We start from the raw sequence: 11,946 nt of genomic DNA, 5'->3' as shown, positions 1-11,946 counted from the left end.
CGAGTCTTCTTATGAAAGAGCCTGCCACATGACGCATTCTCGCTTTGGCAAACCTTTCCGTCTGGCCGGTCTGTTGCTGGCCGCCGCTCCTGTGGCCGCAAGTGCCGCCCCCATCGTGATGGGCACCTACCCGGACAAGCTGTTCGTGGTGGAGGAAACCACCGGCAAGATCGCCGAGCATATCAAGCTCGACACCGGCCTGCCCACCTCGCTGCGCCTGTCGAACGATCACAAACGGATCTATGTCACCACCATCACCACCGGCGGGATTGAGGTGCTGGACACCGCGACGCGCAAGGTTTTGAACAAGTTCAGCCTGAACACGCCGACCACCAAATATCGCTTTACCGGCGGCGTGCCCGATCCGACGGGCAAGTATTTCTATACGATCATGATGACGATCGACAAATCGGTCGACCGCTACAAGGTCAGCAAATGGCAATATGCCACCATTGACCTGACGCTCAAGAAGGTGGTGAAGACCGTCGATCTGCCCGACGAGGACAATGCGCTCAACGCCGCGCGTGCCAACATGATGATCTCGCCCGATGGCAAGCTGCTCTATCTGTTCCGCGACAAAGTGGTGATCCTCAACACCAGCGATTTCAAGGTGGTGGACCGCATCGACATGGCCAAGCCCGAGGGCGCCGGGCTGGAAAACACCAGCTTTGGCGGCGGGGTGGAATTGCTGCGCAACAATGACGAATATGTCTCGCTGTTTACCGCGGCCGATCCCTATATTCACAACAAGATCTTTGGCATCGGCCGCTTCAAGCTGGCGTCGAAAACCTTCGATTTCACCCCCATCGGCCCGGCGCCCTATCAGATGGCGGGCCTGCAGATCACGCCCGACAGCAAGGACGGTTATACCGTCACCACGCAGGGCACGACGGGCAACAAACGCTGCGAAATCTGGCACTTCGACCTTGGCACCAACAAGGTGGTGGACAAGGCCGAATTCCCCTGCCGCTCGCGTTTCCAGTTCGGCATGTCGAGCGATGGCAAGAAGCTCTACATCTATGGCGCCAGCTATGACATCGAGGTCTATGACGCCAAGACGCTGAAATGGGACAAGACGTGGAACCTTGACGCCGACGCCACCATGGCGGGGCTGGTTTACGCCCAGTGAGCGAAGCGCCGCGCCAGTCCGTGCTGATCCGGGGCGGCGGACTGGCGGGGGCTTGCGCGGCGCATTTGCTGCGCGACGCGGGGTTTGCGATTGGGCATGAGCCGATGCGGCGTTCGCCCGTGCCGGTGATCATGCTTTCGGACGCAGCGCTGGGGCTGATCCGCGATGCCTTTGGGCGGGATGATCTGTTTGCCGATGCCCACCGGATCGCGCGGCGCGTGGTGCGCTGGGGCGGTGATGCACTGTCCATGCCCCATGGCGCGGTGGTCGTGTCCGAGGATGATCTGATCACGGCGCTGGGCGGAGAACTGGCGGGCGATGCCGATGCCCTTGCGCCCGTCGCCACGCTCCATTGTGCCCCGCCCTTTCCTGATGCCTCGCTGATGCGCTTTGGCCAGCGGCGGGCGATGGCAGCGCGCGTGATGCTGCGGGCCGGGGCCGATCATGCGTGCTGCCATATCGAGGCGGTGGCGCAGGGCTGGCTGTTTCTGATCCCCTCCTGCCCGGCGCAATGCTGGTTGCTGGGCGTAGGCGCGCCCTTGGAGCGCCTGCTGGAGGGCAGCCTGCTGATCGCGCCCCTGATCGCGGGCCTTGGCGAGAGTTCGCCGGGGTTTGAAACCGCGCCGCGTCAATTGGCGCGGCTGGCCGGGCCGGATTGGCTGGCCTGCGGCATGTCGGCCATCGCGTTTGACCCTATCTGTGGCGATGGCAGCGCGCAATCGGTGCGCGAGGCGATCCTCGCCGCTGCGGTGATCGCGCACAAGGGCGATCCGACTGCGCTGGCCACGCATTACCATTCGATGCTGACGGCCTCTTTGCGCCGCCATATTCAGATTTCAGGTCAATTCTATGCCACCGGCGGCGACGGCCCATGGTGGCGCGAACAGGTGGCAGCCCTTGCGCAAGGTTACGCATGGACCACCGCGCAGCTCGCGCATATGCCCGAACCGCGCTATCTGCTGCGCGGGTTTCAACTGATCGAACGGGAGGCCGCGACCTGAACGCGCCGCATAACGCTTTCCATGCTTCCCCACCTCCTGCGCCATGGGCGGCCTATCGGCGGCTCTGGCCCTATCTGCGCCCCTATCTGCCGCGCCTGCCCGCCGTCATGCTGGTCAGCCTGATGGCCACCGGGCTCAGCCTGGCCCAGCCCTATATTTCCAAGCTGATGATCGATGGCGCGTTGATGCGGCACGATATGGGCGTGCTGTGGCGCGTGGCAGGGCTGATGCTGGGAGCGACGGTGGGCTCTTATGTGCTCAACATTGCGGCAAGCTGGCTGCATGTCTCGCTCTCGGCGGCGATGCTGTTTGATATTCGCATCGCGGTGTTGTCGCATCTGCAAAAGCTCTCGCCTCGCTTCTTCGGCCGCTTCCGCCTTGGCGATCTGATGAGCCGGTTGAACAGCGATGTGTCCGATATTCAGCGCGTGGCGGGCGACACATTACTGGCCGCGCTGGCCAATCTGCTGTTTCTGGCGGGCAGCATCGCGCTGATGCTCTGGCTCGACTGGCGCCTGTTTGTGGTGGGCGTGGTGCTGGTGCCGCTGGCGGTGGGGGCTTTCCTGCGCGCGCAAAAACGGCTGACCGAACTGTCGCGGCAAATGCGCGAGGCAGGCGCCGATATTGGCAGCATGCTGGTCGATACGATCATGGGGATGCGCACGGTGGTGACGCTGGGCGCGCAGGAGCGCGAGCGGGAGCGTTTTGCCATCGCCAATGGCGGCTTCGTGCGCGCCATGTTGCGGATGCAGGTGACATCCTTTCTCTCCGGCGCGGTGCCGGGCACCCTGCTTTCCGCCTCGACGGCGGGCGCCATGCTGTGGGGCGGCTATGAGATCACCGCCGGGCGCATGACCATCGGCACGCTGGTTGCCTTCCTCGCCTATCAGCAGCGCCTGTTCGCGCCTATTCAGGGCCTGCTCGGCCTGTCCGCCACGCTGGCCCAGACGCGCGTGGCGCTGGCGCGGATCTTTGAATTGATGGACACCGCGCCCGAGGTGGAGGAGGCGACCAGCCCCCTGCCCCTGCCCGCCGGGCCTTGCAGCATCCGCTTCGATCACGTGCGCCTCTCGCATGGCCGGGCGCCGGTGCTGCATGACGCCGATTTCACCATACACGCGGGGGCCTTCTGCGCGATCCTCGGCCCCAGCGGGGCGGGTAAATCGACGATGGCCGATCTGATGGTGCGGATGATCGACCCCGATGGCGGGCAGGTGATGCTGGGCGATCTGGACCTGCGCGAGGTGGCGCTGGGCGATCTGCGCCATGCGGTGCTGCTGGTCGAACAGACGCCCTTTCTGTTCAACGCCTCGCTTTATGCCAATATCGCCTTTGGCCTGAACGATCCGGGGCACGATGCGGTGATCGCCGCCGCGCATGATGCCGGGCTGGAGGCTTTGCTGGCCCGCCTGCCGCAGGGGCTGGATACGCCGGTGGGCGAGCGCGGGCTGGCCCTCTCGGCGGGCGAGCGGCAGCGCGTGGCGCTGGCCCGCGCGCTGTTGCGGCGGCCCGATGTGCTGATCCTGGATGAGCCCACCGCCGCGCTCGATGGCGATACCGAGGCGCTGATCGCCGCCGGCCTGCGCCGGGCCCTGCCCCATGCCACGCTGATCGTCATCACGCATAAGCCCGCGCTGGCCGCGATGGCGGACATGGTGATTACCCTGAAAGATGGCATGACGACTTATGGCTGAACGCATTCTGGTCGCGGTGATCGACAGCGGCGTGCATCCCGATCACCCGCATATCGACCCGGCCCGCCTGCGCCCCGGTTTCGCGATCGGCGCGGATGGTATGATCATCGAACAGGGCGCCATCCCTATCGACCGATTAGGCCATGGCACCGCCGTCACCGCCGCGATACAGGAAAAGGCGCCGGAGGCCGACATCCTGCCCATCCGCGTCTTTCACGATGCCCTGCGCAGCAGCGCGATGGGTTTGGCCAGCGCCATAGGCATCGCTGCGCAGCAAGGCGCGCATATCATCAACCTCAGCCTTGGCACCACCAATGCCGCCCATGCCCCGTTGTTTGCCGAAGCCATCGCCGGGGCGCCGGGCGCGCTGGTGTTGGCCGCCGCGCAGGCCGATGGCCTGCCTTGCCTGCCCGGATCGCTGCCCGGTGTCTTGGGCGTGGGGCTGGATTGGGATATTCCGCGCGAGACATTCCAGTGGCGCGATGGACAGATGGTCGCCAGCGGCTATCCCCGGCCAATCCCCGGTGTGCCGCAACGGCGCAACCTCTATGGCATCAGCTTTGCCGTGGCCCAGGCCAGCGGATTTGCCGCGGCTTTGGCGCGGGTGCATAAGACGTCCGTCGCCCTGCGGGCGGCGCTATCTTCCCATCCCGCCCTGTAAAAAACGCCCCCATGGCGCGAACCATGGGGGCTTAAGTTGTCCTTCGCAGGGTGAAGAGAATGAGTCAGGTCAGAATTTCTGACCAAACTTGATGCCGAAGATCTGCGGGCGCACGGTAAAGTTGCGCGAGGAACCGGCACAGAAATCAATCGAACAGAACGTATTGGTGGTCAGCACGCCTCGACCGTCGAAGGCGTTCTGGATATAGATGTCAAAGGCCCAGTTATCCTTTTTCAAACCGGCCGAAAAATCGAAGGTGGTAAAGCCCTTCGTCGTGCATTGACGCCCTGCCGCCGTTTCGGCCGCTGCAATATCCTGACAGTTCAGCAGGTTGTTATTGGACAACTTAAGGTCCTGCGTGGCGCTGCTCTGATACAGCGCAGAGCCGAGCAGATAGGCCTTATAGTCACCAAATTCGGTGTCATAGCGGACCGAAACATTGCCCTTGAATTCCGGCTGACGCGGCAGGCGGCTACCGCTGGCCGCGGCGATGCCCGAAGAACAGGTGGGGTCGGCGGCAATCGTCAAATTGGTCTTGTCGGCCTTGAAATTGCAGAAATTGCCATCCAGCCGCGCGCGGTTATAGGCGCCCGAACTGGAAACCGTCACCTTGCCCAGCTTGAGGTCGGCTTCATATTCCATGCCATAGACCTTGGCCTTGCCGGCATTGCCGGTCATGCCCGCGCCCTGGGTGCCGGCCACCACGACGGAATACTGGATATTATTCCATTCTTCCATGTAGATGGCGGTGTTGAAGCGGAAATTATTGCCCCATTGGGTCTTGATGCCGATTTCGTAATTGGTCAGCGTCTCCGACTTGAAGGGATCGACCCTGAACACGCCCACCCCGCTGACACGCAGCGGACGGTTATAGCCGCCGGGACGGAAGCCGGTGGAATAATTGGCATAAACCATCTTGCTGGGCGTCAACTGATAATTGACCGCGACCTTATGTGTCTCGCCCTGCTCGCTGTACCGACCGATCTGGTTGGGATCGAGCATGTTGGTGTTGCGGCAGGTCAGGCGCTCGGTCGGCAGCGGCAGCGAACAGCCCATCGTGCCGGTCAGCATGTTCTTCGATGTCGTCGTGCTGCGGGCCGAAGCGGCCACACCGGCAAAACCGGTGGTCCAGTAATCAGTCCAGAAATAGCGCAACCCGCCCGTGATCTTCAACTTGGGCGTGATGTTGTAATGGCCTTCGACAAACACCGCAGTGTCATGCGTGTACTGATTGTTTTCGTTGATATAAAAGCCATCGCCCTTTACCGCAGGCGAGCCGAGGATCATGGTGCCGCCCGCCGTGGTGGGAATGCCGAAACCGGCCGGATTGCTGTCTCCGCCGCCCGCCTTGGTATAACCGGCAATATCGGCCAGACCATGGATGCCATAGTAATTGTTGTTCTCGGTCTTCTGCCACTGATAGAAACCGCCAAAGGTGGCGTCAAAGGGCCAGCTCTTAGGGGTGGAGAGGCGCAATTCCTGGGTCAGCTTTTCCGAATAGGTCCAGCCTTCGAAATACTGGGTCGGATTGATCAGCTTGTTGCACTTCATCGAAGCACCCGAACCAGTGCAACCATCCTTGCTGAAGAATTGCAGATAGTTCTCATAGCCCGGACCAAAATTGTCATAGGTCACGGTATAGTAGGTGTAGTCGTTTTGCAGGTGAACCTTGCGACCGAAATAGCCGGTCGAGGACACCACATCGAAATCGCCAATATGGCCATGGACCGACAGCGCGCCCTGATACCATGAATCCTGACGGCGCGTCAGGTCATAGTCATGCACCTGAAGATCGCCGACGCGCGGGTCATAGCCGAAATAGCCATAGGCCGTCTGCGACTGGCCCGCCAGTTCGGGGGTGATCTGCCAGCCCGGCGTCGGTTCCCACAGCACCGAAAGGCGCCCGCCGTACATATAGACGGGGTTGTAATCCTTCTTGGCGATGGCAGCATTGTTCAGCGTGTAATTGGTAGCCGGATTGGCATCGCCAAGCTTCAGGGTCGAGGTCGTACCATCGTTGAACTTGCCATTGTTGGGCGTGTTATCAACATAGCCGCCCTCCTTGCGATAAAAACCCACCACGCGCGCGGCCAGATTGTCGCCAAAGGGGATGTTGGCATAAGTGGCCAACTGGCCGCCAAAAGCGCCCTTGCCGTATTTGTTGGCCTCAGTGTCATAACCCCATTCGAACTTGCCCAGTTTGGGCTTGTTCGTGATCATGCGGATGGTGCCCGCCAGCGAGCCTGCGCCATACAGGGTGCCTTGCGGTCCCGACAGGCCCTCGACGCGCTCCATATCATAAACGAATATGTCGGGAACGCCGGTGCCGGTGATGGGAATATCGTCAAGGTAATAGCCGACCGAGGCGTAAGTGCCGCCCGCCGGAACAATGCCGCGGAAATAAGCGGTCTGGCGCCCCGGCCCAAGCCCGGCGAAAGAGACCGAGGGCATCAGCAAAGCAAAGTCGGACAAACCTTTAACGTTGCGCTCGGCCAGCTTTTCCATGCTCAGCGCCTGCATCGAGATCGGCACTTTCTGGACGCTTTCCGAACGGCGGGTGGCGGTCACCACGATGTCGCCCAGACCGCCGCCATCGGCAGCCGCCGGCGCAGGATCAGCCGCAGCATCGGTGCCCGCGGCATGGGCAGCCCCAACCAGCGCGAAGGGCGTCAGGAATGTCGCCGCGCTCAGCGCGATCACCCGGCGCGATCTTTTGGAAAACTCTGCAATCATCGTAATGCTTCCCCCATTACTGGCCAATCTGCCCCGAAATCCTCAGCCCTGTTCTTCCCGCAACGGGCTCAGGCCATGTTCGCCAGACAAGCGGGATCATCCGGCGAAAACAATGTTTTACGCCAATGCACCCGCCGGATGCCGAAACGTCATTGAACCCCCTGGCGACCCGATTGGCTGCGCTGCGTCTGGTGCCCCTTACGCGATTGCAGCAATTAGTACGGTCGTCCGGTTTCGCAAGAATGTCATAGGTGCCCCGCGAGTCAAGGGAGCAAACAACGCAAGATGTCCCGAGGGGTTACGTCGTCTGACGTATATGTTTACGCAGGTGCAGCGCGCGACAACAGCAAGCCAGACCGGCCTGCTGAAAGGACATCCATGGCTCTTGGGACCATCGCTGCGCGACCTTCGCCGCGCCCATCTGCGCAGGCTGTGCCGGGGGCGGCGCTGGCCGAGGCGGCGCGTTTGCTGGACAGCGATCCGGCCATGGCACTGGCGCGGGCAGAGGCACTAATCAAGGCGCATCGCGGCCTTCCACCCGCCGAACTGATCGCGGCGCAGGCCCTGCGCCGGATGGGCAAAGGGCAATCGGCGCTGACCCGCCTGATCGCGCTGGACCGGGCGCAGCCGGGTGTGGCACCGATCCTGTGGGAACTGGCGCAGGCTGCCGGCGAGGTGGGCGATGGCCGCCGTGCCGTGGCCGCGCTCGAAACTCTGACCCGCGCGCAGCCGCAGGTGGCCAGCGGATGGTATCTGTTGGCGCGCGAATGGCGGCGGCTGGGCGAGACGGACAAGGCATGGCGCGCGGATCTGTCGGCGATCCACGCATCCTCCTCAGACCCCGAACTGGTCAAGGCCGCCTTGGCGATGAACGCGGGTGAATTGGACGCGGCCGAGGCGATGCTGCGCGCCCGCCTCGGCCGCGTCCCGGACGATGCCTCGGCCACCCGGCTGATCGGGGAAATCCACTGGCGCCGGGGCGATCTGGCCGAGGCGATGGTATGGGTGGAAAAGGCGCTGGACATGGCGCCCGGTTTCGATCTCGCGCGCGATTTCCTGATCCGCCTGCTGCTGCAGACCAACCGCCTGCCCGAGGCGCAGGCCCATGCCGAAACGCTCTGCGCCTCGCCGATGCAAAGCCCCGCGCACCGGCTGTTGCGAGCCTCGGTGCTGGTGCGGCTGGGCGATCAGGAGGGCGCGGGGGCGATCTATGAAGCATTGCTGAGGGACGCGCCCGACAACGCTCATGTCTGGCAAAATCTGGGCCATGTGCGCAAGACGTTGGGCGATCAAAACGCCGCGGTCGAGGCCTATCGCCGCGCCATCGGCATCACCGCCACGATGGGCGAAGCATGGTGGTCGCTGGCCAATCTGAAAACCGCCAAATTCACGGCCGAGGACCGCGCCGCGATGCAGGCCGCGATTGCCACGGGTCCGACCGGCGAAGACCTGTTTCACCTCCACTTCGCGCTGGGCAAGGCGCTGGAGGATGCCAGCGATTACGCCGCCTCCTTTGATCATTACGCGACAGCCAACCGCCTGCGCCGCGCCGAGATCGACTATAGCGCGCAAGGCACACATGAGGCGGCGGCCGAACATGCGGCCACTTTCACCGCGCCTTTCTATGCCGCGCGCGATGGCGAAGGCGGCTGCATGGCCCCCGATCCGATCTTCATCCTCGGCCTGCCCCGCTCCGGCTCGACGCTGGTGGAACAGATCCTGTCGAGCCATTCGATGATCGAGGGCACGCATGAACTGCCCGAGATGATGATGATCGCCGGACGTCTGAAATCGCGCGCCGAGCAGGGCGAGTACGCCTCCTATGGCGACCTGCTGGCCTCGCTCTCGCCCGCCGACCGGACGAGACTGGGCGAGGAATATATCGACCTGACTCGGATTCATCGCCAGACAGACCGGCCACTGTTCATCGACAAGATGCCCAATAACTGGCAGAATGCGGGGCTTATCAAGATGATCCTGCCGCGCGCCAGGATCATCGATGCGCGGCGTCACCCGATGGCCTGCTGCTTTTCAGGCTGGAAACAGCATTTCGCGCGCGGTCAGGTGTTCACCTATGATCTGGCCGAAATCGGGGCATATTACCGCGATTATGTCGCCCAAATGGCTGCTTTTGACGAGGCTGTGCCCGGCGCTGTCCACCGGGTCATCTACGAACAGATGGTGGCCGACACCCAGGCCGAGGTTGCGCGTCTGCTGACCTATGTCGGTGTCGATTTTGAAGAGGCCTGCCTGTCCTTCTGGGAAAACAAACGCGCCGTACGCACCGCCAGCAGCGAACAGGTCCGCCGCCCGATCTATCGCGACGGGCTGGAGCAATGGACCCATTACGCCGATTGGCTGGCCCCGCTGCGTGATGCGCTGGGGCCGGTGATCGAGGCCTATCCCGATCCGCCGCAGGATTGGGCCGCGCATCTGGCCCAATGAAAAAGGGCGCCGGTTGCGGCGCCCTTTTGCTTATTGCCCGTTGGGATGGATATCCCGAAAGGCAGCGTTGAACCCGCTGCTCGGCCCGCTGGCGCTGGGCACCGGCGGCGGGGCGTTGTAATGCGGCGGCGTATAGGCAGTGTGCGCAGCCGAGCGCCCAGAGGAACCACGACCCGACGAACGACGCGAGGCATAGCGCGAGCTATGGCGCGACTGGCGTGCCTCACGCGCGGCGGCGCGGCGTTCGGCGCGGGTCATGCGATGCGCGGGGGCCGCCTTGGCAGTCGCCTTTTGCGCCTGGGCCAACGCCCGCTTTTCCGCACGGGTCAGCTTGCCGTGCTTTTCCGCCTTGGCCATTGCGCGCTTCTGCGCCCGCGTCAGCTTGGGTGCAGCCTGCTTTTCAGCCTTGGCGGCACGCGCCAGTTCGCGCTGCTGCGCACGGGTCAGCCTGGGCTCGACCTTGTGCTTGCCACGGGCCAGTTCGCGCTGCTCTGCCCGCTTTTGGGCCCGCGTCAGCTTGGGCCGCGTCTTCGCCTTGGCCTCAGCCCGCGCCAGCGCACGCTTTTCCGCCCGGCTCAGCTTCTTTGCCGCAACCTTGCCGTGAACCGCCTTCTCGGCCTTGCGCCCCTTGACGGACGTGGCAACGGCTTTCTTCTTCGTGACCTTGGCCGCCGTATGCGAGGCCCTATGATGCCGGGCCTGGGCCGGCGCGGCCACCATCAGCATCGCCGCAACCGCCAACACCAATCTCTTCATCGAAACAAACTCCTGCGAACCCGTGGCGCGTGGTGATAGATACTCGATGGCTATAGGCAAGCGCGTTTTTGTCGCAGGCCCGTAACGGAACGGTCCAGCCGTGCGATCAGCAAGCCGGAACGCAAACCGCCAATCCGCCCAGCGAGGTTTCCTTGTACTGGCTCATCATATCTGCCCCGGTACGGCGCATGGTTTCGATCACCTGATCCAGACTGACCAGATGCGTGCCATCCCCGCCCAGCGCCAGACGGGCCGCATCAATGGCCTTGACCGCGCCCATCGCATTGCGCTCGATGCAGGGGATCTGGACCAATCCGCCAATAGGGTCGCAGGTCAGGCCCAGATTATGCTCCATGGCGATTTCGGCGGCATTCTCGATCTGGCCATTGCTGCCGCCCATGATCGCGGTCAGCCCCGCCGCCGCCATCGAGCAGGCCACGCCCACCTCGCCCTGACAGCCCACCTCAGCGGCCGAAATGCTGGCGTTGCGCTTGTACAATCCGCCAATCGCGGTGGCGGTCAACAGGAAGGTCCCCTTGGCCGCATCGTCGGCGCCATGGTATCGCTCGGCATAGCGCAGCACCGCCGGGATGATCCCAGCCGCGCCATTGGTGGGGGAAGTCACCACCTTGCCGCCCGCCGCATTCTCCTCATTGACCGCAATGGCCCAGAGATTGACCAGATCGAGCGTAGCCAGCGGATCGGCCAGCACCCTTTCGACCCGCGCATAGAAACGCTCGCGCAAGTGGGCAGCCCGGCGCTGGACCTTCAGCCCGCCGGGCAATTCGCCGCGCTGGCTCATGCCGCGTTCGATGCAGGCGTCCATCGCCGCCGCGATCCGGGCAATGCCCGCCTCCGTCTCGGCGCGCGGCCGCCGCGCGTCTTCATTGGCCAGCGCAAGGCCCGCAATCGTCAAGCCGCCCTGCTGCGCCATTTCCAGCAGTTCGGCCGCCGTGGTGAAGGGATAGGGCTCGTCGTGATCCTCGACCGGGGCGTTCGCCGTGGTCTGATCCTCGTCCACCACAAAGCCGCCGCCAATGGAGAAATAGGTGCGGGTCAGGAGAACCCCGCCCTCCGCATCAAATCCGGTGAACCGGATGCCATTGGGGTGAAACGGCAGGCTCTCGCGCCCCAGCCACAAGATGTCGGCCCGCTCGTCAAAGGCAATGTCCTGCACCCCGCCCAGCATCATCCGCCCGCTGGCGCGCACCTGCTCGATCAGCGCCACGGCGGCATCGGGGTCGGCCTCTTCGGGCGCAATGCCATGCAGGCCAACGATGGTGGCCGTATCGGTGGCATGGCCCCGCCCGGTCAGCGCGAGGCTGGCATAGAGCGCCACCTCGACCCGCGCCACGCGGCTGATACTCTCGCCCAAGGCCGAGACGAACCGACAGGCCGCCGTCATCGGCCCCATCGTGTGGCTCGATGACGGCCCCACACCGATCTTGAACAATTCAAATATGCTGACTGCCATCTGGCTTCTCTTCCCGCGACCTTGGTTGCGCTTTCCTGCCGCACCATGCTGGC

At 63.6% G+C, this 11,946-nt stretch carries 8 protein-coding genes; 5 read left to right on the top strand and 3 right to left on the bottom strand.

Annotated features, from left to right (window positions below; all coding sequences use genetic code 11):
• Nucleotides 1-28 precede the first annotated feature (28 nt).
• Genes FHW96_RS02640 through FHW96_RS02625 form a run of 4 tightly spaced genes read left to right on the top strand, consistent with a single transcriptional unit; the run spans nucleotide 29 to nucleotide 4,485 of the window.
• Entirely contained in the window at nucleotides 29-1,129 is a 1,101-nt protein-coding gene (locus tag FHW96_RS02640; RefSeq protein ID WP_172339020.1) for a hypothetical protein, read from the top strand.
• Entirely contained in the window at nucleotides 1,126-2,130 is a 1,005-nt protein-coding gene (locus FHW96_RS02635; protein WP_371815613.1) for a hypothetical protein, read from the top strand. Before FHW96_RS02640 ends, FHW96_RS02635 begins: the two co-directional genes overlap by 4 nt.
• Entirely contained in the window at nucleotides 2,043-3,824 is a 1,782-nt protein-coding gene (locus FHW96_RS02630) for an ABC transporter ATP-binding protein (RefSeq protein WP_172339019.1), read from the top strand. The genes FHW96_RS02635 and FHW96_RS02630 overlap by 88 nt, the downstream gene beginning before the upstream one ends.
• Nucleotides 3,817-4,485 (top strand): S8 family serine peptidase, encoded by a 669-nt coding sequence (locus FHW96_RS02625; protein ID WP_172339018.1) that lies wholly within the window; start codon nucleotides 3,817-3,819, stop codon nucleotides 4,483-4,485. The genes FHW96_RS02630 and FHW96_RS02625 overlap by 8 nt, the downstream gene beginning before the upstream one ends.
• 69 nt (nucleotides 4,486-4,554) lie before the next feature.
• Here the strand turns inward: FHW96_RS02625 and FHW96_RS02620 are convergent, their stop codons facing one another.
• Nucleotides 4,555-7,218 carry a TonB-dependent receptor gene (locus FHW96_RS02620; protein ID WP_172339017.1) on the bottom strand — a complete coding sequence of 888 codons (2,664 nt, stop codon included), beginning with the start codon at nucleotides 7,216-7,218 and terminating at the stop codon, nucleotides 4,555-4,557.
• A gap of 378 nt (nucleotides 7,219-7,596) precedes the next feature.
• Here FHW96_RS02620 and FHW96_RS02615 point away from each other — a divergent pair, with 378 nt between their 5' ends.
• A complete protein-coding gene (locus FHW96_RS02615) occupies nucleotides 7,597-9,663 on the top strand; it encodes a tetratricopeptide repeat-containing sulfotransferase family protein (RefSeq protein ID WP_172339016.1) in 2,067 nt (688 codons plus the stop codon).
• A gap of 30 nt (nucleotides 9,664-9,693) precedes the next feature.
• Here the strand turns inward: FHW96_RS02615 and FHW96_RS02610 are convergent, their stop codons facing one another.
• Both FHW96_RS02610 and FHW96_RS02605 read right to left on the bottom strand, forming a co-directional pair.
• On the bottom strand, nucleotides 9,694-10,419 hold the full coding sequence (locus FHW96_RS02610) for a hypothetical protein (RefSeq protein ID WP_172339015.1): 726 nt from the start codon (nucleotides 10,417-10,419) through the stop codon (nucleotides 9,694-9,696).
• A 106-nt stretch (nucleotides 10,420-10,525) separates the two neighbouring features.
• Nucleotides 10,526-11,893, bottom strand: a complete 1,368-nt coding sequence (locus FHW96_RS02605) for an L-serine ammonia-lyase (protein ID WP_172339014.1) — start codon at nucleotides 11,891-11,893, stop codon at nucleotides 10,526-10,528.
• Nucleotides 11,894-11,946 lie beyond the last annotated feature (53 nt).

It is taken from the genome of Novosphingobium sp. SG751A (genome assembly GCF_013149295.1).
GTDB lineage: Bacteria > Pseudomonadota > Alphaproteobacteria > Sphingomonadales > Sphingomonadaceae > Novosphingobium.
The sequence above is the reverse complement of the archived record's forward strand: the minus strand, read 5'-3'. Positions and strand labels throughout refer to the sequence as shown.

Excerpts from the sequence above, each read along its gene's own strand:
- FHW96_RS02640 (WP_172339020.1), top strand. The coding sequence starts at position 29 with ATGACGCATTCTCGCTTTGGCAAACCTTTCCGTCTGGCCGGTCTGTTG.
- FHW96_RS02610 (WP_172339015.1), bottom strand. The coding sequence starts at position 10,419 with ATGAAGAGATTGGTGTTGGCGGTTGCGGCGATGCTGATGGTGGCCGCG.
- FHW96_RS02630 (WP_172339019.1), top strand. The coding sequence starts at position 2,043 with ATGGACCACCGCGCAGCTCGCGCATATGCCCGAACCGCGCTATCTGCT.
- FHW96_RS02605 (WP_172339014.1), bottom strand. The coding sequence starts at position 11,893 with ATGGCAGTCAGCATATTTGAATTGTTCAAGATCGGTGTGGGGCCGTCA.
- FHW96_RS02615 (WP_172339016.1), top strand. The coding sequence starts at position 7,597 with ATGGCTCTTGGGACCATCGCTGCGCGACCTTCGCCGCGCCCATCTGCG.
- FHW96_RS02620 (WP_172339017.1), bottom strand. The coding sequence starts at position 7,218 with ATGATTGCAGAGTTTTCCAAAAGATCGCGCCGGGTGATCGCGCTGAGC.
- FHW96_RS02625 (WP_172339018.1), top strand. The coding sequence starts at position 3,817 with ATGGCTGAACGCATTCTGGTCGCGGTGATCGACAGCGGCGTGCATCCC.